The organism is Segeticoccus sp., assembly GCF_035708005.1.
Window position 1 is genome coordinate 58,680 of record NZ_DASSTI010000150.1, and the last position, 18,927, is coordinate 77,606.

General features: G+C 74.0%; 20 protein-coding genes. 4 read left to right on the plus strand and 16 right to left on the minus strand.

Features of this window, described 5'->3' with window-relative positions; genetic code table 11:
* The 7 genes from ftsY to VFL99_RS14695 form a co-directional block, all read right to left on the minus strand.
* Positions 1–1,224, minus strand: coding sequence for a signal recognition particle-docking protein FtsY (ftsY, locus tag VFL99_RS14665; protein WP_325107142.1), 1,224 nt, complete (start codon positions 1,222–1,224; stop codon positions 1–3).
* A 97-nt stretch (positions 1,225–1,321) separates the two neighbouring features.
* Positions 1,322–1,606, minus strand: a complete 285-nt coding sequence (locus tag VFL99_RS14670; RefSeq protein ID WP_325107090.1) for a hypothetical protein — start codon at positions 1,604–1,606, stop codon at positions 1,322–1,324.
* A 138-nt stretch (positions 1,607–1,744) separates the two neighbouring features.
* A complete protein-coding gene (gene smc, locus VFL99_RS14675; protein WP_325107091.1) occupies positions 1,745–5,398 on the minus strand; it encodes a chromosome segregation protein SMC in 3,654 nt (1,217 codons plus the stop codon).
* Between the two features lie 149 nt (positions 5,399–5,547).
* A complete protein-coding gene (locus VFL99_RS14680; RefSeq protein WP_325107092.1) occupies positions 5,548–6,513 on the minus strand; it encodes a threonine/serine dehydratase in 966 nt (321 codons plus the stop codon).
* Positions 6,514–6,618: 105 nt separating this feature from the next.
* The gene (locus VFL99_RS14685) at positions 6,619–6,801 is read right to left on the minus strand and encodes a hypothetical protein (protein WP_325107093.1); all 183 of its coding nucleotides are present in this window, start codon (positions 6,799–6,801) and stop codon (positions 6,619–6,621) included.
* A 116-nt stretch (positions 6,802–6,917) separates the two neighbouring features.
* Entirely contained in the window at positions 6,918–7,358 is a 441-nt protein-coding gene (locus tag VFL99_RS14690) for a hypothetical protein (RefSeq protein WP_325107094.1), read from the minus strand.
* A gap of 74 nt (positions 7,359–7,432) precedes the next feature.
* On the minus strand, positions 7,433–7,714 hold the full coding sequence (locus VFL99_RS14695; RefSeq protein WP_325107095.1) for an acylphosphatase: 282 nt from the start codon (positions 7,712–7,714) through the stop codon (positions 7,433–7,435).
* 60 nt (positions 7,715–7,774) lie between these two features.
* Between VFL99_RS14695 and VFL99_RS14700 the strand changes: the two genes are divergently transcribed.
* Positions 7,775–8,791 carry a Gfo/Idh/MocA family protein gene (locus tag VFL99_RS14700; RefSeq protein ID WP_325107096.1) on the plus strand — a complete coding sequence of 339 codons (1,017 nt, stop codon included), beginning with the start codon at positions 7,775–7,777 and terminating at the stop codon, positions 8,789–8,791.
* Positions 8,792–8,803: 12 nt separating this feature from the next.
* On the opposite strand, the gene mutM is transcribed toward VFL99_RS14700, so the two are convergent.
* The 5 genes from mutM to coaD all read right to left on the minus strand — a co-directional run bounded on the left by mutM (position 8,804) and on the right by coaD (position 11,933).
* On the minus strand, positions 8,804–9,715 hold the full coding sequence (gene mutM, locus VFL99_RS14705; RefSeq protein WP_325107097.1) for a bifunctional DNA-formamidopyrimidine glycosylase/DNA-(apurinic or apyrimidinic site) lyase: 912 nt from the start codon (positions 9,713–9,715) through the stop codon (positions 8,804–8,806).
* Positions 9,708–10,499 (minus strand): ribonuclease III, encoded by a 792-nt coding sequence (gene rnc / locus VFL99_RS14710; RefSeq protein ID WP_325107098.1) that lies wholly within the window; start codon positions 10,497–10,499, stop codon positions 9,708–9,710. The genes mutM and rnc overlap by 8 nt, the downstream gene beginning before the upstream one ends.
* Before the next feature lie 16 nt (positions 10,500–10,515).
* Positions 10,516–10,710 (minus strand): 50S ribosomal protein L32, encoded by a 195-nt coding sequence (rpmF, locus tag VFL99_RS14715; RefSeq protein ID WP_325107099.1) that lies wholly within the window; start codon positions 10,708–10,710, stop codon positions 10,516–10,518.
* A 1-nt stretch (position 10,711) separates the two neighbouring features.
* Positions 10,712–11,332 carry a YceD family protein gene (locus tag VFL99_RS14720; protein WP_325107100.1) on the minus strand — a complete coding sequence of 207 codons (621 nt, stop codon included), beginning with the start codon at positions 11,330–11,332 and terminating at the stop codon, positions 10,712–10,714.
* A 106-nt stretch (positions 11,333–11,438) separates the two neighbouring features.
* Positions 11,439–11,933 (minus strand): pantetheine-phosphate adenylyltransferase, encoded by a 495-nt coding sequence (coaD, locus tag VFL99_RS14725; protein WP_325107101.1) that lies wholly within the window; start codon positions 11,931–11,933, stop codon positions 11,439–11,441.
* 100 nt (positions 11,934–12,033) lie between these two features.
* Between coaD and VFL99_RS14730 the strand changes: the two genes are divergently transcribed.
* Complete coding sequence (locus tag VFL99_RS14730; protein WP_325107102.1) at positions 12,034–12,228, plus strand: hypothetical protein; 195 nt, start codon at positions 12,034–12,036, stop codon at positions 12,226–12,228.
* Between the two features lie 98 nt (positions 12,229–12,326).
* Here VFL99_RS14730 and rsmD read toward each other — a convergent pair whose 3' ends face one another.
* The 3 genes from rsmD to VFL99_RS14745 are packed head-to-tail and all read right to left on the minus strand — an operon-like array spanning position 12,327 to position 16,763.
* Complete coding sequence (rsmD, locus tag VFL99_RS14735; RefSeq protein WP_325107103.1) at positions 12,327–12,920, minus strand: 16S rRNA (guanine(966)-N(2))-methyltransferase RsmD; 594 nt, start codon at positions 12,918–12,920, stop codon at positions 12,327–12,329.
* A gap of 7 nt (positions 12,921–12,927) precedes the next feature.
* The gene (locus tag VFL99_RS14740) at positions 12,928–15,141 is read right to left on the minus strand and encodes an ATP-dependent DNA helicase RecG (protein WP_325107104.1); all 2,214 of its coding nucleotides are present in this window, start codon (positions 15,139–15,141) and stop codon (positions 12,928–12,930) included.
* Positions 15,138–16,763, minus strand: coding sequence for a DAK2 domain-containing protein (locus VFL99_RS14745; RefSeq protein ID WP_325107105.1), 1,626 nt, complete (start codon positions 16,761–16,763; stop codon positions 15,138–15,140). The genes VFL99_RS14740 and VFL99_RS14745 overlap by 4 nt, the downstream gene beginning before the upstream one ends.
* Before the next feature lie 192 nt (positions 16,764–16,955).
* Between VFL99_RS14745 and rpmB the strand changes: the two genes are divergently transcribed.
* Positions 16,956–17,150: a 50S ribosomal protein L28 gene (rpmB, locus tag VFL99_RS14750; protein WP_325107106.1), complete on the plus strand. Its 195-nt coding sequence runs from the start codon at positions 16,956–16,958 to the stop codon at positions 17,148–17,150.
* Positions 17,151–17,327: 177 nt separating this feature from the next.
* Here rpmB and thiL read toward each other — a convergent pair whose 3' ends face one another.
* Complete coding sequence (thiL, locus tag VFL99_RS14755; RefSeq protein WP_325107107.1) at positions 17,328–18,338, minus strand: thiamine-phosphate kinase; 1,011 nt, start codon at positions 18,336–18,338, stop codon at positions 17,328–17,330.
* Between the two features lie 108 nt (positions 18,339–18,446).
* Here thiL and VFL99_RS14760 point away from each other — a divergent pair, with 108 nt between their 5' ends.
* On the plus strand, positions 18,447–18,920 hold the full coding sequence (locus tag VFL99_RS14760; protein ID WP_325107108.1) for a DUF3515 family protein: 474 nt from the start codon (positions 18,447–18,449) through the stop codon (positions 18,918–18,920).
* The last annotated feature ends 7 nt before the right edge of the window (positions 18,921–18,927 follow it).

Below are 18,927 nucleotides of genomic sequence, written 5' to 3' on the forward strand. Positions count from 1 at the left end.
TCAGGCGATCAGGGCGTCGACGAACGCCTCGGGGTCGAAGGGCGCCAGGTCGTCGGGGCCCTCCCCCAGACCGACCAGCTTGACCGGGACGCCGAGCTTGCGCTGGACCGCCACGACGATCCCGCCCTTGGCGGTGCCGTCGAGCTTGGTCAGGACGATCCCGGTGATCTGCACGGCCTCGCTGAAGACCTCTGCCTGGCGCATGCCGTTCTGCCCCGTGGTGGCGTCGAGGACCAGCAGCACCTCGTCGATGGGGCTCTGCTTCTCGATGACCCGCTTGACCTTGGCCAGCTCGTCCATCAGCCCGACCTTGTTGTGCAGCCGCCCGGCGGTGTCGATGAGCACCACGTCGGCCTCCATCTCGACGGCCGACTTGACCGCGTCGAAGGCCACCGCCGCGGGGTCGGCCCCTTCGCGGTCGGAGCGGATGGTCGGCACGCCGACCCGCTCCCCCCACGTCTGCAGCTGGTCGGCGGCCGCCGCGCGGAAGGTGTCGGCCGCGCCGAGCATGACGTCCTTGTCCTCCGCCACGAGGACACGGGCGAGCTTGCCGACCGTGGTGGTCTTGCCCGTGCCGTTGACGCCGACCACCATCACGACGGCGGGTCGGCCGGCGACGCGGGAGGAGGCGATGTCGCGCTCCATGTCGGGCCCCACGAGGGAGAGCAGGTCCTCCCGCAGCCAACCGCGGACCGTGGCCTCGTCGCGGGCCCCCTCGATCTTGACCCGGCGCCGCAACGACTCCATGACCTCGGTGCTGGCCTCCACCCCGAGGTCGGACTGGATCAGGGTGTCCTCGACGTCCTCCCACGTCTCCTCGTCGAGGCCGCCACGGGACAGCAGCGTCAGCAGGCCCTGCCCGAGCGCCGTGTTGGAGCGCGCCAGACGCGAGCGCAGCCGGAGCATCCGGCCCTTGACCGGGGCCGGCTTCTCCGCCAGCCGCTCCTCCGGCTCGACGACCTCCGGCTCGGTGGGTGGTGGCTCGAGGGTGTCGACCCCCGCGGCGGTGTCGATGGTGCGCCGTTCGCTGTCCCGAGGAGTCTCGGCGTCGTCGCCCACCCCGGGGGCGTAGTCGATGCCCGGCCGGGGCCGCTCCTCGGTCTTCGGCAGGGTCGTGTGGCGACCACCTCGGCCGCGCACCAGGCCGACGACGAGGGCGACGACGGCCACGGCGACGCCGACGGCGATGACGATGATCTCGGTCACGGGATCCACGCAGTGAATCCTCTCAGACCCTGATGAGGCGGTTCAGCCCACCGAACCACCCTCGAACTGGCGGCTGTTCGGCATACTTCTGGCGGCCCGATCCGGGGCCGCGCGCTCAGTGGCGGGAGTCGGCGTGCCGCTGGGGGTTGCCGCCTGCATCGGAGCCGGCCCGGCTGCGCACCTCGCTGGCGCGGGACTTCGCGGTGGTGAGCGCGCCCTCGGTGCGCTCCTTGGCGCGGTCCGCGGCCTGCGACGTGCGGTGGCGGACGTGCGCCACGACCTCCTCCCCGTGGGGGGTCAGCACCTCGCGGCCCTCGCGTCGTGCCGGAACGGCCACGACGCCGACCACCACTGCGGCGATGACGACGCACACGAGCATCCCGATCACGAGAGTGAACATGGCACTAGGGTCCCCCGTTCGGGCACTGCACTCCAATCGACCCGCCGTGGCTGTGGCAAAGATCACGTCACGATGTGGTTGCGTGTGGCTGCTCCACGCGAGCGCACCCACCGACCGGAACGCCCGCGAGGACGCGCCTCAGGCGCTCCGCGGGTCCGCCTCCTCGGCCTCACCCGGACCGCCGGGCCCGCTCGGGCCGTCGCCGGGGGCGAGGTCGCGCAGCCGCTGGGAGACGACGGTCGTCACGCCGTCACCACGCATGCTCACGCCGTACAGCGCGTCGGCGATCTCCATGGTCCGCTTCTGGTGGGTGATCACGATGAGCTGGCTGGAGTCGCGCAGCTCCTCGAACAGGGTGATCAGCCGGCCGAGGTTGGCGTCGTCCAGGGCCGCCTCGACCTCGTCCATGATGTAGAAGGGGCTGGGCCGGGCCTTGAAGATCGACACGAGCAGGGCGACGGCCACGAGCGAGCGCTCACCGCCGGACAGCAGCGAGAGCCGCTTGATCTTCTTGCCCGGCGGACGGGCCTCGACCTCGATGCCGGTGGTGAGCATGTTGCCGGGGTCGGTGAGCACGAGCCGTCCCTCGCCGCCGGGGAAGAGCCGGCCGAACACCCCCTCGAACTGCGCCGCGGTGTCGGCGTAGGCGTCGGCGAAGACGCGCTCGACCCGCTCGTCCACCTCCCGGACGATGTCGAGCAGGTCTCGCTTGGAGCTCTTGAGGTCCTCGAGCTGCTCGGTGAGGAACTTGTGGCGCTCCTCCAGGGCGGCATACTCCTCCAGGGCCAGCGGGTTGACCTTGCCGAGCTGGTTGAGCTTGCGCTCGGCACGGCGCAGTCGCTTCTCCTGCTCCTCGCGCACGAACGGCCGGGGCCGCGGCGGCTCAGCATCGGTGCCCTTGCCGTCCTCGTCGGCACCCGGGATGGGCGGGATGAGCTGGTGCGGGCCGTACTCCTCGGTCAGGGCCTCCGGCTCGATGCCCAGCTCCTCGACCGCCTTGGTCTGCAGGGCCTCGATCCGCAGCCGCTGCTGGGTTCGGGCCACCTCGTCCCGGTGCACCGTGTCGGTGAGCTCACGCAGCTCGTCGCCGAGTGACGCGACCTGACGGCGCACCTCGGCCAGCCCGCGCTCCCGCCCGGCACGCTCCTGCTCCGCCCGGGCGCGTGCGGCAGCGGCGAGCTCCAGCGAGGCACCGACCCGCTCGGCGGCGTGCCCGGCCCCCCGCTGCACGGCGGTGGCCACGGCGGCCTCCCGCCGACGGCGCTCGCGCCGGGCCGCCCGACGTTCCCGGGCCTGCAGCTCGGCGCGGGCCGCGGCCTCGAGGGAGTCCGCCCGTCCGTGCAGGGCCCGGGCCCGCTCCTCGCGGGTCCGCAGCGTCAGCCGGACCTCGGTCTCCGTCGCACGGCAGGTGCGGGCCTGCTCGGCCAGGCGGTCACGTTCGGCCGCGTCGGGCTCCTCCTCGCCCGGGTCCTCCTGGGCAGCGGCGAGGCGCTCCTCGAGCTCGGCGAGCTCGGCCTTCCCCGCCTCCAGCGCCTCCCGGGCCTCGGCGACGGCGTGCTCGCTGCGTTCGCGCTCTGCGCGGGCCGCGCGCATCGTCGCGCCGAGCTGGCCGAGCCGTTCGGCGACGGCGGACATCTTCGCGTCGGAGTCGTGCAGCCGCTCCAGGGCCTCCTCGACGACCTCCGAGGCGGCGCGGACCTTCTCCTCCGCAGCCGACTGCGCGAAGGTGGCCTCCTCGCCCCGCCGGACCGCCTCCTGCTGCCGCTCGCGGGCCTCGTCGACCGCGGCCTGGATCTCGATCAGGCTCGGGGCCGAGGAGCTCCCGCCCCGTGCGAAGCCGGGGGCGAAGACGTCGCCCTCGGGGGTGACGGCGGTGTGGCCCTCGGCCACCAGTTCGGAGACCTGCGCCAGCGTGGCGTCGTCCTCCGCCGCGGGCACCAGCACCACACCGGCGAGCAGCTGGGTGATGGCGGGCCGGACCTGCTCCGGGCAGCTGACCACGTCGAGGGCGGCCACGACGCCCTCCGGCAGCGGGCCGCGCGACGACTCCGCACCGGCGTCCCGCGCGGCGGTGGCCCCCACGAGCAACCCGGCCCGTCCCGCGTCGTCGGCCCGCAGTCGCTGCAGCGCCGACCGGGCGTGGTCGAGGGAGTCCACGGCCAGTGCGTCGGCGGCCCAGCCGAGCGCGGCCGCGACGGCCGCCTCGTGGCCACCGTCCACCTGCAGCAGGGCCGACACGGAGCCGACCACGCCGGGTACCTCCTCGCCCGCGGCGAGCAGGGCCTCGGCGCCGTCCTTGCGGCGCAGGCCCAGCTCCAGCGCCTCCAGCCGGGCGCCGAGCGTCTGCCGGTCCCGGTCGGCGGTACGGGCCTTCTCGCGCCACTCCTCCAGCTCGGCCTCGGCCCGCTCGAGCGCGGCGGCCGCGTCCTCGTAGGCGCTGTCGAGGCCCTCCTCCCCCTGCTCGTCGGCGGCGATGCTCGCCTCGAGCCGGGTGAACTCGTTCTCCGCCTCGGTGGCCCGGGCAGTGCTCTGGGCACCGTTCTCCCGCAGCCGTCCGATCTCGGCCTCCCCGGCCTCGATCCGGCTGCGCCGGGCGGCGACCTGGCCGGCCAGCCGGGCCAGGCCCTCACGCCGGTCGGCGGCCGCGCGGGCGAGGCGGGCGAGGCGCTGCTGCTCCTCGGCATGAGCGGACTCGGCTTGCTCCCGGCCGGCAACCGCCTCCTCGAGCGCGGCCCGGGCCTGGTCGATCTCCTCCTCGAGCGCCCGTTCCTGCTCGCGGACCTGCGCGGCCTGGCCCCGCAGCTGTTCGGGGTCACGTCCCTCGCCCTCCGGGTCCTCCTCGTCCTGGCTGAGCAGCCGGACCCGCTCGGCGGCGAGGCTGCCGGTGGAGCGGAGACGTTCCTGCAGCGCGGAGAGGGCGAACCACTCCTCCTGCGCCCGGGTGAGCTCCGGGGCGGCGAGCTCGGCCGCCCGCTCGAGCTCCGTCATACCGCTCTGGGCGCGCTGCAGCGCCTGCTCGACCTCGGTGCGCCGGGCGACCAGGGCGCTCTCGTCCGCGACCTCCTGCTCGAGGGTGCTGGTGAGCTGGACGAGGTCGTCGGCGAGCAGCCGCAGTCGCGCGTCGCGGACATCGGCCTGGATCACCGCAGCCTTGCGCGCGGTCTCGGCCTGCCGGCCGAGCGGGCCGAGCTGGCGGCGGATCTCACCGGTCAGATCGGTGACGCGGGTGAGGTTGGCCTCCATCTGGTCGAGCTTGCGCAGCGCGCGTTCCTTGCGCTTGCGGTGCTTGAGGACGCCCGCGGCCTCCTCGATGAAACCGCGCCGTTCCTCGGGGGTGGCCCGCAGGATGGCGTCGAGCTGGCCCTGCCCGACGATGACGTGCATCTCGCGGCCGATGCCGGAGTCGGACAGCAGCTCCTGGATGTCGAGCAGCCGGCAGGAGGTGCCGTTGATGGCGTACTCCGAGCCGCCGTTGCGGAACATGGTCCGCGCGATCGTCACCTCGGTGTAGTCGATCGGCAGCGCGCCGTCGCCGTTGTCGATGGTCAGCGCTACCTCGGCGCGCCCCAGCGGCGGGCGCCCGGCCGTGCCGGCGAAGATGACGTCCTCCATCTTGCCGCCGCGCAGGCTCTTGGCCCCCTGTTCGCCCATCACCCAGGCGAGGGCATCCACGACGTTGGACTTGCCGGACCCGTTCGGCCCGACGATGCAGGTGATGCCCGGCTCCAGCTTCATCGACGTCGCCGAGGCGAAGGACTTGAAGCCCTTCACGGTCAGGCTCTTGACGTACACGCGTGGTCGGCTTCCTGTGGTGGCGGTGCTGCTGGCTGGTGCTGTCTCGCGGCTCCGACGAGCCGCGAACACCATACCGGCGGGCGCGCACCGCACCGCGGAGGCGAGCGGCCGCTCCCGGCGGGTCGTGACCCGTGTGACAGGAGTGGTCAGAGCGTTGACGGATCGGTGTTCGCGCCGCAGAGCAGGACGCCGACCCGCTCGTCGGTGGCAGGCCGGTAGGCCCCCGTGAGCAGCGCTGCCCACGCGGCTGCCGTGCCGTGCTCGACGACCACCCGGAACCGCTCCCACAGGTTGCGCCGCGCACGGACAACCTGCTCGTCGGGCACGACCACGCTCTCGATCCCGTGGCGGCGCACCGCCTGCCAGGCCAGGCGGCCCAGCCGGCGCGCCCCCAGCGAGTCCGCCGCCACGCCACCCACCGGGACGTCCACCGGCTCACCGGCCGCGAGCGCGGCGTGCAGCGTCGGCGCGCCCTGCGGCTCCACCCCGACCAGCTGCACCGAGTCGCCCACCGCCACGGCACAGCCCCCGATCAGGCCGCCTCCGCCCACGACGACGAGCAGCGTGTCGAGCCCCTGCGGCACCTGCTCCAGCAACTCGAGCGCGATCGTGCCCTGCCCCGCCACGACCTCGGGCTGGTCGTAGGCGTGGACGAAGACCGAGGCGACGTGACCGGCATACTCCTCGGCGGCTGCGAGGGCGTGCGCGTACTCGGTACCCACCTGGCGCACGTCCGCCCCCAGGGCGTGCAGGCGCGCGACCTTGACCGCGGGAGCCGTCTCGGGGACGAAGACGACCGAGCGGTGCCCGAGCTGCGCGGCGGCGTGCGCGACCGCGAGGCCGGCGTTGCCGCCGCTGGCGGCCACGACCTGCAGCTGCCGGTGCCCAGGGCCGGCCGCGTCAGCCGCCGACAGGATCCGGTTGAAGGCGCCCCGAACCTTGAATGAGCCCGTGTGCTGGAGGAACTCACACTTCAGCGACACGGAGGCGGCCGGCGCCGGGCAGTCCGCACCCGTGACGGTCAGCACCGGGGTCGTCCGCAGGTGCCCCGAGAGCCGCTGGGCGGCGGCGCGGACGTCGGACGGCTGCGGGAGGTCGGGCTCGTCGGTCATCCCCCGATGGTGCCGCAGGGCACCGGCGGCGGCGCCGGAGGCATCGCCGAACGGCCGGTCGTGCGTCGACCGACCAGCCCCCCCGACTGCGTGCGCGACCCGGGTTCAGCCGGAGGTTTCGACCACCGACGCGGTGCTGGGTTCCAGCCCCGCTCGGAGACGGTCGTTGTCCTGCTGCAGGTCAGCGATCATGCTCTCGAGGTCCCGCACCCGGATACGCAGACGCGCCGTCTCGCGCAGGAGACGGTCATCTCGCATGGTGCGGTGACCGAGCAGTGCCTTGGCCATGGCCACTCCGTTGTGGGCCCCCGCTGTGGCAGGGGGTGGCGGGTGTCTTGCTCGCGGCGTACGTCCGCCGGGCTCCTCCAGAGTCCCACCCCCGCCGTCGCAGGTCAACGCCGGGGTCAGGGGTGGCGCAGCGCCGACAGGACGAGGCCCACGGGGATGCTCACGAGGACGATGAGGGCGAGCACGCGGTAGCCCCACCACGCCCAGCGCGGCTCCCCGGGGCGGCCGCGCACGGCGAGCAGGAAGAGGACCAGCGCCACCGCCAGGAGCACCCCGCCGATGTCGACCACCCAGGTGCGCGCGACGAGCGTGCCGAGGATGACCAGGGCGCTGCCGAGGTTCCACGTCGCCAGTTCTCCGGTGATCTGGGGCCGCCCGGGCAGCCGGTCCGCCAGCCAGGCCTGACCCACCCCGAGCCCAAGCTGGGCCACCCCCACGACGAGCACGAGGTATGCCGACACCCACGACCCGTGGGCCTCCCACCCGAGCGGGTGGGTCACCGCGGCGACGAGGCCGCCGCCGATGATCCCGACGAAACCCCAAAGGCCGAATGGCATGGCGTGCCAAGCACGTTCGCCCGTCCCGCCCGTGCGTCCGAGTTCCAGCGACGCCGCCACTTCTTCCTCCTGGCTCACTTCTCGACGAACCCCGTCACGTCGACCCGGTCCTCGCCCCACTGCGTCACCGTGGAGTCGACGTGACCGGGACGACTGGAGGTGCTCGGCTGCTCGCGCAGCAGTTGTTCCAGCTGCTGGACCGCGGCGCGGTCGCCCTGCACGCAGACCTCGACGCGACCGTCGGCCATGTTGCGGGCGTGTCCGACCAGGCCCAGCTCCAGGGCGCGAGCCCGGGTCCACCACCGGAATCCCACGCCCTGCACTCGTCCTCGCACGAAGATCGTCGCTCGCGCCATGCTCTCGATCGTAGGCAGCGACCGTGGGCCGGACTCGCCGGGTCGACGTACGCTCGGCCGATGAGCACGTCGACGACCGGGGACACGGAGCGACCGATTCGCTGGGGGTTCCTCGGCGCTGGAGGCATCGCCGACACCATGGCCCGCACCATCGCCCAGACGCCCGGGCACGAGGTGGTGGCCGTCGCGGCGCGCGACCCGGTGCGGGCCCGTGCCTTCGCCGACGAGCACGGCGCCCTCCGTGCCGCCGGCGACTACGCGGAGCTCGTGGAGGACCCGGACGTCGACGCGGTGTACCTCAACACCACCCACGCGGTCCACCACGAGCAGCTCCTCGTCACGATCGCCGCGGGCAAGCCGGTGCTCTGCGAGAAGCCGCTGACGCTCAACGCCGACCAGGCCCACGCGGCGCTCTCGGCCGCCCGGCACCACGGGGTGCTCGCCATGGAGGGCATGTGGATGCGGTGCCAGCCCCTGATCCGCCGGGCGACGCAGGCCGCGGCGGACGGGACGATCGGCGAGGTGGTGTCCGTGCAGGCGCGGCTGGGGGTCCGGTTTCCCTACGACCCCACCCACCGGATCTTCGACGCCGGCAACGGCGGCGGCGCACTGCTCGACCTCGGGGTCTATCCCGCGCACCTCGCGTGGCTCTTCCTCGGCGAGCCGGACACGCTGCAGGTCACCGGGTGCCTCGCTCCGACCGGCGTCGACGCGGCGGTGTCCCTGCAGTGGGGCTATGCCCGGGGCGCGAGCGCGCAGGTGTTCTGCTCCTCCCTGGGGGACGCCGCGCCCTCGGCGCTCGTGGTCGGCACCGCGGGCACCATCACGATCGATGCCTCCTTCCAGGACCCGCCGGCCATCACCATCGCCACCGACGCTGGCGAAGAGCGAGTCACGAGCGGCCGCAACGGTTTCCAGCCTGAACTCGAGGAGTTCGCCCGCTGCCTGCGGGCCGGCGCCGTCGAGAGCGAGCTGGTGCCGCACACGCACACGGTCGGGGTGTTGCAGGTGCTCGACGCGGCCCGGCTCGAACTGGGCGTGAAGTACCCGCAGGAGAGCCAGATCGGTCAGGTCTAGACCAGGTTGGCGTCAGCGGCGGCGGCGCGGGCGCGGCTGGCAGCGCGGGCAGGAGAACGAGGAGCGGTTCATGAACGACTCGCGGCGCAGCGGACGGCCGCAGCGGTGGCAGGGCTGTCCCTCCCGGCCGTAGGCATCGAGGGACCGCTCGAACCAGCCGCTCTGCCCGTTGACGTCGACGTAGAGCGCATCGAAGCTCGTCCCACCCGCGGCGAGGGCATCCGACATCACGTCGCGCGCGGCGCTGAGCACGCGCCCGAGCGCCGGCTTGGTCAGGGAGGCGGCCTCGCGCTCCCCGTGCACCTGGGCGCGCCAGAGCGCCTCGTCGGCATAGATGTTGCCGATGCCGGAGACCAGCCCCTGGTCGAGCAGCGCCCGCTTGATGCCGGTATGCCGTGCCTTCAGTCGCCGGACGACCGCACCCTGGTCGTAGGCCGCCTCGAGCGGGTCGGGGGCGATGTGGGTGATGGTCCCCGGCACGCCCCACTCCCGCGCGGGCCGTCCCGTGGCGGCGGCCGGGTCCGGCACGAGGTCGGCGAGGAACAGCCCGCCGAAGGTGCGTTGGTCGACGAACCGCAGCTGGTTCGGTCGGCGCTCGTCGCCGTCGAGGTCGAAGGTGGCGTGCAGATGCTTCTCGGCAGGGGCGTCGGGGGCTTCGACGCGCAGTTGGCCACTCATCCCGAGGTGCACGACGAGGGCTTCGGGATCGCTGTCGGGGCCCTGGACGACCAGCCAGAGGTACTTGCCGCGGCGCTCGGCGGCGCGCACCACCGCGCCGGTGAGACGGGCGGCGAGGTCGACCGGTCCGGGCAGGTGTCGTCGGGCGACGCGCGCGCCGAGGATGGCGGCTCGGGTGACGGTGCGGCCGACCACGTGGTCGGCCAGGCCGCGGCGGACAACCTCGACCTCGGGCAGCTCAGGCATCCCGGCCGGTGGAGTCCTTCTCGTCGACGGGCGCGGCGGTGAGGACCGCCTCGGCGCGGCGGCTCAGCTCGGTCCAGGCCAGCTGGGCCGCCTGCTGCTCGGCCTCCTTCTTGCTGCGGCCGGTGCCGGTGCCGAGCACTTCCTGGCCGACGAGGGCCTCGGCGGTGAAAACCTTCTCGTGGTCGGGCCCCTCCTCGGTGACGTGGTACTCGGGCACGCCGAGGGCGCCGGAGGCGGTGAGCTCCTGCAGGCTGGTCTTCCAGTCCAGGGCGGCCCCCATCTGGGCGGTGGAGGCCATGAGCGGGTCGAGCAGGTGGTGCACCAGGGTCGCCGCGGCGGGCAGCCCGGCCGAGAGGTAGACGGTGCCGATCACCGCCTCGGTGGTGTCGGCCAGGATCGAGGCCTTGTTGCGTCCGCCGGTGCTCTCCTCGCCGCGACCGAGCATGAGGTAGTCGCCGAGGCCGAGGGTGCGCGCGACGTCGGCGAGCGCCCGACTGTTGACCACGGCGGCCCGCAGCTTGGCCAGCTGGCCCTCGGCGAGGTCCGGGTGCGCGGTGAAGAGGGTGTCGGTGACGACCAGGCCGAGCACGGAGTCGCCGAGGAACTCGAGGCGCTCGTTGTTCGGCAGGCCGCCGTGCTCGTAGGCGTAGGAGCGGTGCGTCAGGGCACGCTGGAGCAGCGACTCGTCGACGCTCTCGCCGACCACGCCCTTGAGGTGGTCGGCAAGCTCGGCGACGGGTCGCTGCGCAGCGCCGTCGGTGCGGGATGAGCGCGCGTTGGCCACGCGATCCTCCGCCCGGTCAGCCCTGGTGCTCGCTGCGCTCCGCGGCGCCGTAGTGGCGGCCGGCGTAGGTGCCGCAGGACGGGCACGCGGTGTGCGGCAGCTTCGGTGCGTGGCACTGCGGGCACGCGGTGAGCGAGGTCGCGCTCGCCTTCCAGTTGGCGCGGCGGGATCGCGTGTTGGAGCGCGACATCTTCCGCTTCGGGACAGCCACGTCAGTTCCTCTTCTCGTCGGTGTTCTCGTCGGACTGCTGGTCCAACCCGCTGCGGCCGCTGGTGCCGCTCGGGGTGCTGCTCAGGTCACGCAGTGCCGCCCACCGGGGGTCCAGCACCTCGTGGTGGTGTGTCGGGTCGTCCGCGAGCCGTGCCCCGCACTCGGAGCACAGGCCCGGGCAGTCGTCCCGGCACACCGGTTGGAACGGCAGGGTGGGCACCACGGCGTCCCGGAGCACGGGTTCGAGGTCGATCAGGTCGCCCTCGAGCTCGCGCAGCTCGTCCTCGTCGTCATCCCCCACCTCTTCGTGGTGGGCGGCGCGGTCGGCGTAGGCGAACAGCTCCTGGAAGGTCGCGTCGACCTCACGGTCGACGGGGTCCAGGCACCGCACGCAGGCGCCGGTCGCATGGGCGTGGACCGAGCCGGTCACCAGGATGCCCTCGACAACCGACTCCAGCCGCACGTCCAGCTCGATGGGCTGGCCGGCTGCGACCGCGATGATGTCGGTGCCCAGGTCCTCCGGTGCCTCGACCGTGCGCTGCAGCGTCAGCATCGTCCCGGGCCGACGGCCCAGCTCCGAGGTGTCGATCACCAAGGGCTGGCGCGGGTCGAGACGACTCATGCTGGTGTGCTGCTCCACAGTGCGGTCGAGGTGGCTCGGCCCGCGCCGGATGGGACGCAGGCCGACACACGAGGTTACCGGAGGGGTGCCCCCGGTCCCAAAACGGTCAACCGGCCGCTCCGGCGCCGAGCCGCTCCTTGAGGGCCGCCTCGACGGCGGGGGTGACCATGCCCGAGACGTCCCCGCCGAGGGAGACGACTTCCTTGATGAGCGAGCTGGACAGGTGCGACAGCTCGGCCGCCCCCGGCAGGAAGACCGTCTCCACCCCGGTCAGCCGCCGGTTCATGAGGGCCATCGGCAGCTCGTAGGCGAAGTCGGTGTCGCTGCGCAGGCCCTTGACGATGGACTGGGCGCCCACCTCACGGCAGACGTCGACGAGGAGGCGGCCGCCGAAGGCCCGGATCCGGATGTTCGGCACGTCATGCAGGGCGTCGGCGAGCAGTTCCTGGCGTTCGTCGACGGTGAAGGTGCCGCGCTTGGCGGGGTTGTGCAGCAGCGCCACGACGACCTCGTCGTGCAGCGCGGCGGCGCGCTCGATCACGTCGACGTGGCCGCGGGTGACGGGGTCGTAGGAGCCGGGGCACACGCAGACTCTGGTCACGCCCTTGACCGTAACAGCGGCGACGTCGCAGGAGCCGCGAGACAGCACAGCGGCGACGTCGCAGGAGCCGCGTCGCAGGCGCCGTTCCTACGATGGACGCATGTCGCCTGACCTGCTGCTCCTGCCCGCTCGGGGCCTCGGCGGCCGCGGGACCGGCCGGCTGATCCGGCTCATCTACCGGATCCTCTTCGTGCGCTTCCTCTTCCACCTGTTCGGCTTCTGGGGAGCGATCGGCATCCTCGTCGCGATCGGGCTGGGGGTCTTCCTCTACAGCCGCTACCGCGGCCGCCGCTGACCGGCGGAACCCATCGGCCCGAGGCCCCGCGCCACCCGCACACCATCCCCGAGACCGGGCCCGACGCACCGGTCAAGGGTCCACCGCAGGAACCGCGTTCAGGCGCTCTCGTCCGGCTCGGGGACCTCGGCGAACCACACCGTCGTCTCGCCGTAGCGCCGCGGCCCGAGGGGGTGCAGCTGGGAGGGCCACAGCGGCTCCGGGGACCGGGTCGAGCGCTCGACGACCACGACCGCATCCCGCGCGAGCCACCGGTGGGCCACCAGCAGGTGCAGCAGGTCCCCGACGGCCGCCTCCCCCACGTCGTAGGGCGGGTCGATCAGGGTCAGGTCGAAGCGACCCTCCTCCCCGCCGTCCAGTGGACCGCCGAGCAGCACGCGTTCGGCCCGGTCGGCCACGACGCGGACCACGTCGCCCATCTCGAGCTCGCGCACGTTGCGGGTGGCGATCGAGGTGACCGGACGGGAGGCGTCGACGAGGACCACCCGCCGGGCACCGCGACTGGCCGCTTCGAGACCCAGGGCGCCGGAGCCGGCATACAGGTCGAGGACCCGGGCACCCGACAGGACGTCGAGGTGCTCCAGGCGCGAGAACACCGCCTCGCGGACCCGGTCGCTCGTGGGGCGGGTGCCGCTGCCCGGCGGGGTGTGCAGGCGCCGGCCGCCGGCGGTGCCGGCGATGATGCGCGTCACGACCGGCTCACCCGCGCTCCAGGAAGGCGGCCTGCTCCTCGTCGAGGGAGGCGGTGACCCGCTCACGCAGGGCGGCGTGGCGTTCGAGGTCCGGGTCGTCGGCGACGACCTCGGCGGCGTCCTCGCGGGCGGCGAGGATGAGGTCCTCGTCGCGCAGCAGGCGGAGCAGCCGCAGCTGGCGGTGGCCGCCGCTCTGGGCGGTGCCGAGCACGTCGCCCTCCTTGCGCTGCTCGAGGTCGAGCCGGGACAGCTCGAAGCCGTCGGTGGTGGAGGCCACCGCGTCGAGGCGTTCACGCCCGGGGCCCTCGCCCGCGCCGGTCATCAGCAGGCACAGTCCTGGTGCGCTGCCGCGGCCGACCCGCCCGCGCAGCTGGTGCAGCTGGGAGACCCCGAACCGGTCGGCGTCCACGATCACCATCACGGTCGCCGCGGGCACGTCGACCCCGACCTCCACGACCGTGGTGGACACCAGGACGTCGACGTCGCCGAGGGCGAAGGCGCGCATGGCGGCGTCCTTCTCGTCGGCCGGCATCCGGCCGTGCAGCACCGCGAGGCGTAGGCCCTGCAGGGCCGGGGTCGCCGCCAGCTCTTCGGCGACGTCGTAGACCGAGCGCATCGGGGGGCCACCCGCGTCGGAGGGGAGGTCCTCCTCGCTGCGTCCGCCGGCCGCCTCGGTCCCGGGCGGGTCCCCGATGCGGGGACACACGACATAGGCCCGGTGCCCGTCGTGAACCTCCTCGGCGACGCGTTCCCAGGTGCGTTCCACCCACCGGGGGCTGTCGGTCGGTACGACGTGCGTCGTGATGGGTGAGCGGCCACCCGGTAGCTCGGAGAGGGTCGAGGTCTCCATGTCGCCGAAGACGGTCATCGCCACCGACCGCGGGATGGGCGTCGCCGTCATCACCAGCACGTGCGGGGGCCGCTCGGCCTTGCCGCGCAGGGCGTCGCGCTGCTCCACCCCGAACCGGTGCTGCTCGTCGACGACCACGAGCCCGAGGTCGGCGAACTGCACGGCGTCCTGGATCAGGGCATGGGTGCCGACGACGATGCCGGCCTGGCCCGAGGCCGCCTGCAGCAGCGCCTCCTTGCGCTGCGCGGTCGGCTGGCTCCCGGTGAGCAGGGCGACGCGGGTGCCGATCTCGCTGCCGCCGAGCAGCCCGCCTTCGGCAAGGTCGCCGAGCAGCGCCGTGATGGACCGGTGGTGCTGGGCCGCCAACACCTCCGTCGGCGCGAGCAGGGCCGCCTGGCCCCCGGCGTCGAGGACGGTGAGCATCGCCAGCAGCGCGACCACCGTCTTGCCCGAGCCGACCTCGCCCTGCAGCAGGCGGTGCATGGGGTGCTCGCGGGCGAGGTCGTCGGTGATCGTCGCCTCGACCTCCTGCTGGCCGCGGGTGAGCTCGAAGGGCAGCCGCTGCTGGAAGGCTTCGCGCAGCCCTCCTGGCCGCACCGGGCGGGCGACCGCGAGGTCACCGGCCGCCCGTTGCCGCCGCATCGCCAGCGCGGTCTGCAGCACGAACGCCTCGTCGTAGCGCAGCCGCCGCAGCCCGCGCTTGACCTCGTCGCGGTCGTGCGGCAGGTGCAGCATCCGGTAGGCCTCGAGCTCGCCGACGAGTCCGCGGTGCAGCCGCACGGCTGCCGGGACCGGGTCCTCGAGGTCGGTGAGGGCGTGGAAGACCAAGCGGGCCAGCTCGGTCACGTGCATCGAGTGCAGGCCCGGGACCTCGAGGTAGACGGGCACGAGGCCGTCGCCGTAGATGTCGAGGGCCCCGGCGCCGGCGTCGCGGCCGTCGAAGAGGACGTAGCTGGGGTGGGCGAGCTGGGGCTTGCCGCGGTAGTACTGGACCTTGCCGGCGAAGACCCCGTGCAGCCCGGGCAGCAGCCGCTTCTCGTGGGCGTAGGGCTTGAAGAAGGTGAGCAGCAGCTCGTGCTGGGGTCGCTCGTGGGGCGGCACGTCGAGCCCGTCGCTCAGGGTGACGGTGAGCATCCGGCCCTTGCGCCGGTGCATGGTGCGGGTGGTCGCGCCGGTGATCTCGGCGACGAGGACGGCGTAGTCGCCTTCGCGCAGGTGGGTGAAGTCGGTGGCGTCGCCGCGCTCCATGTAGCGCCGCGGCAGGAAGTCCAGGAAGTCCCCGACGCTGTGGACGTCACGACTCTTGCCGAACTTCGCGGCGGCCGAGCCCACCACCGCGGACAGGCGGGTGTCGCGACCGACCTCGCTCACTCGACCCCCAGCAGGAGGGTCGGCCGCGGCTGCCCGCCGACGACGGCAGTGACCTCGAGGTCGGGACGGGCGACGTGGACCCGCTCGCTCACGCGGGCCGCGAGCCGGTCGGGGGCGTCGCGGCCGGTGACGAGGGTGAGCAGCTCGCCGCCGGCGGACAGCAGCCGCTCGGCGACCTCGGCCCCGATGTCGGCGAGGTCCGTGCCGGTCGTCACGACCTCTCCCTCGACCAGCCCCCGCACCGTTCCCTCCGCGGGGTCCTCGAGGGCCACGGCGCCCTGGCGGGTGCCGGCCGCCGCCCCCGTCATCGCCAGCAGGTTGTCCTGCGTGCCCGCGGCCGGGTCGAAGACCGCCATCGCCGCGATCGCCTGGACGACCGCGCGAGCGCGCACCACGTGGACGTCGAGCCCGTCGGCACCCGCGGCGCTCGCCGCTGCCTCCGCCGCCAGCAGGGAGTCCGGGCCGTCGGGCAGGAGCAGCACCGAGCCGGCCGCCGATCCGCGGACCGCCTCCAACAGCTGCCCCGCCGAGGCGCGGTGGCCCGGCTCGTCGGGCACCACGTGCGCACCGGCGTCGCCGAACACGGCCGCGAGGCCCGGACCGGCGGCACACGCCACGACGGCCACCTGCCCGGTGCGCTGGTCGGCCCGCGGCGGGCCGGCCTGGCTGGCGAAGTGGGTGACGTTGATCCGGTGCGGCCGCCCGGCGGCCATCCCGGCCTCGACGGCGGCGCCGACGTCGTCGGTGTGCACGTGCGCGTTCCACACGTCCGGTCCGCCCACCACCAGCACCGAGTCGCCCAACACGTCCAGCCGGTCGCGCAGCGCCCGCACGCGCACCTCGTCACTGTCCTCGAGCAGGAACATCACCTCGTATGCCGGCCCCGTGCCTGCCGCTCGGTCCCCACCGTCGTGCCCCGCACGGACGGTGCGGGTCTGTCCGGGCCGCCACCCACCGTCGTCGATGCGGCTCCAGCGCCGGCCGCCGACGACCCGCTCGAGCGCCTCCAGCAGCACGACGTAGCCGGCGCCGCCGGCGTCCACGACTCCGGCGCGCTGGAGCACGTCCAGCTGGTCGCGGGTGCCGACCAGGGCCGTCCGGGCGGCCTCGAGCGCAGCCGAGGTCACGGCATACAGGTCGGTGGTGCGGCAGGCGACGCGCTCGGCGCCGTCGGCGGCGGCCCGCGCCACGGTCAGGATCGTGCCCTCCAACGGCCGGGTGACACCGGCCCGCGCGAGGTCGTGGGCGCGGCGCAGCGCCCGGGCGAGCCCCTTGCCGTCCAGGGAGGCGTCCCCGCCCCGGGCCGCCTGCTCGCGGCACACGTCGCTGATGCCGCGCGCGAGCTGGCTGGCGATCACCCCGGAGTTGCCGCGGGCGGACTCCATGGTGGCCCGGGCGAAGGCCGCGATGACCTCCTCCAGCCGGGTCGACGTGGGGGCGCGGACGGCGTCGACCGCCGCGTCGAGGGTGAGCAGCAGGTTGGTGCCGGTGTCACCGTCGGGCACGGGGAAGACGTTGAGGTCGTCGATCTCGCCGCGGCGTTCAGCCAGCGCGGCGCGCGCGGTCACCGCCCACCGGCGCACGCCGGCGAGGTCCAACCGGGACAGCCGCTCCGCCGCCATCGCCGCCGCACTCCTTCCGGTCCGCCGTCCTCCCTGGTGAAGGCGAGGCTAACGCCCACCCCTGCCAGGACCCACCATTTGGGCGGGACCGCATCCCTCGGCTACGCTGGTGCGGTTCCCGGACCGGTGTGCGCGCCCGCCTGCGCCATCGTGGCCGGCCCACCATCGTCCCTCGAGTTCAGGAGATCACCCGTGGCTGCCACCTGCGACGTCTGCGGCAAGCGACCGAGCTTCGGTCACAACATCTCGCACTCGCACCGCCGCACCAAGCGCCGCTGGAACCCGAACATCCAGCGCGTCAAGGCGCTGGTGGGCGACGCGGGCACGACCCCCAAGCGGCTCAATGTCTGCACCTCCTGCCTCAAGGCCGGCAAGGTCAGCCGCTGAGCTGACCGGTCGCGGCGGCCCGCCGCCGCACTCCTCTCCACCCGGAACCGACCCCGTGACGTCCGTCGCGGCGGTCGGTTTCGTCGTGTCCGAGGCCTCGTCCGGTCGGGAGTGTCCTTCGACCGGTCGGGAGTGTCCTTGGGGCCCCGGAGCTTCCGCCCTCGGGAGGTGGGAGGCTCAGCCGCGGTCGGCGCCGGCGAAGTGGTCCCACCCGCCGCCGTGCAGTGACTGGCCGTCCAGGGTGAGGCCCTCTCCGTCGCGCACCTCACCCAGCGCACGCCAGCCGGTCGGCAGCTCTCGGCCGGCGGGGAAGCAGGCGAGCAGGGAGTGCTCCTCGCCACCGGTGAGCACGCACTCGCGGGCACGTGTGGTCCCGACGGCCGGCGCCAGCGCCGCCACGTCCGCGGCGAGCGCCTCGCCGGACAGGGCGAGTTGCACCCCGCTGGCCCGCGCGATCCGGCGACCGTCGCGCACGAGCCCGTCACTGAGGTCCAGCATGGCGGTGGCCCCCGCCAGGGCGGCCTGCGGTCCCTGGTCGTACGCCGGCCGCGGACGTCGGTGCGCGGCCACCAGGTCGGGGGCGAGCGAGGGAGTGCCCTCCTGCAGCAGCAGCAGCCCCGCGGCGGAGCGACCGAGAGTGCCACAGACTGCGACCACGTCCCCCGGACGGGCCCCGGACCGCAACACCGGTGCGCGCCCCTCGAGGTCCCCGAGGGCGGTGACGGAGACCACCAGCGTGCCGCTGGGCGCCGACGACAGGTCCCCACCGACGACGGGCACCCTCGCGTCGGCCGCGGCCTCGGCGAGTCCTCGGGAGAAGTCCTCCACCCAGGCCACGGGCGTGCGGACGTCGGCGACCAGGGTGACCAGCAGCCCGGTCGGGACACCCCCCATCGCCGCGATGTCAGCGACGTTCTGGGCCACCACCTTGGCGCCGACGTCCTCGGCACTCGACCACCCGTCGAGCCAATCACGCCCGCGCACCATCGTGTCCGTCGTGGCCAGGACGGCGTCGCCCGCCGCCAGCAGCGCGGTGTCGTCACCGGCGGGGACGAGGACGCCGGGGGCAGGGGGAAACAGCGGCAGGATCCGGTCGAGCAGCTCGTCCTCGTCGAGGTCGGCCAGCACGGGTCCGGTGCGCGGCGACGACCGGTCCCCGGACTCCTCGGACCTCACCACGTCGCCCACGCCTGCTCCTCCGCTCCGGCCCTCACCGCAGGCACGGTAGCGTCTGCCGTGCCGGCAGGCCGTGCCGGCAGCAGCGTTCGGAGTGCCAAGGGCTGGAGGGCGAGACTCGTGCGACGCCGGCAGGCCCTGCGCGCCGGCACCCCCGCGGTGCTCCTCGCCCTCGCCGCCGGGCTCGTAGCGGCGTGCAGCTCGGCCGTGCAGGTCACGCCCGCAGCCCGGGCCGACACCGCCGCGTGCGCGAAGGTGGCGCGCCACTGGCCGCAGCGCGTCGGCCACCTCGAGCGCACGAAGACCACCAGTGACTCACCCACGGTCGCGGCGTGGGGCGACCCTGCGGTGATCGCCCGCTGCGGGGTCACCTCACCGGGACCGACGACGGAGCAGTGCATCACCGTCAACGGCGTGGACTGGGTGGCCCACCGGCTCTCCGACGGAGTCCGGTTCGTCAGCTTCGGGCGCGACCCGGCCGTGGAGGTGCTCGTCCCGCACGACTACGCCCCCGAACCGTTGCTGCTACCCGCCTTCGCGCAGGCCGCCAAGCAGGTCCCCCAGGGCCAGCGCCACTGCACCGCCAGCGGCTGAGCCGGAC

Coding starts and splice junctions, on each gene's coding strand:
- VFL99_RS14745 (WP_325107105.1), bottom strand. CDS start 16,763: ATGGCGGCGGAGCGGCTGTCCCGGTTGGACCTCGCCGGCGTGCGCCGG.
- mutM (WP_325107097.1), bottom strand. CDS start 9,715: ATGCCTGAGCTGCCCGAGGTCGAGGTTGTCCGCCGCGGCCTGGCCGAC.
- VFL99_RS14700 (WP_325107096.1), top strand. CDS start 7,775: ATGAGCACGTCGACGACCGGGGACACGGAGCGACCGATTCGCTGGGGG.
- VFL99_RS14730 (WP_325107102.1), top strand. CDS start 12,034: ATGTCGCCTGACCTGCTGCTCCTGCCCGCTCGGGGCCTCGGCGGCCGC.
- VFL99_RS14695 (WP_325107095.1), bottom strand. CDS start 7,714: ATGGCGCGAGCGACGATCTTCGTGCGAGGACGAGTGCAGGGCGTGGGA.
- VFL99_RS14690 (WP_325107094.1), bottom strand. CDS start 7,358: ATGCCATTCGGCCTTTGGGGTTTCGTCGGGATCATCGGCGGCGGCCTC.
- VFL99_RS14670 (WP_325107090.1), bottom strand. CDS start 1,606: ATGTTCACTCTCGTGATCGGGATGCTCGTGTGCGTCGTCATCGCCGCA.
- VFL99_RS14685 (WP_325107093.1), bottom strand. CDS start 6,801: ATGGCCAAGGCACTGCTCGGTCACCGCACCATGCGAGATGACCGTCTC.
- VFL99_RS14680 (WP_325107092.1), bottom strand. CDS start 6,513: ATGACCGACGAGCCCGACCTCCCGCAGCCGTCCGACGTCCGCGCCGCC.
- VFL99_RS14720 (WP_325107100.1), bottom strand. CDS start 11,332: ATGAGTCGTCTCGACCCGCGCCAGCCCTTGGTGATCGACACCTCGGAG.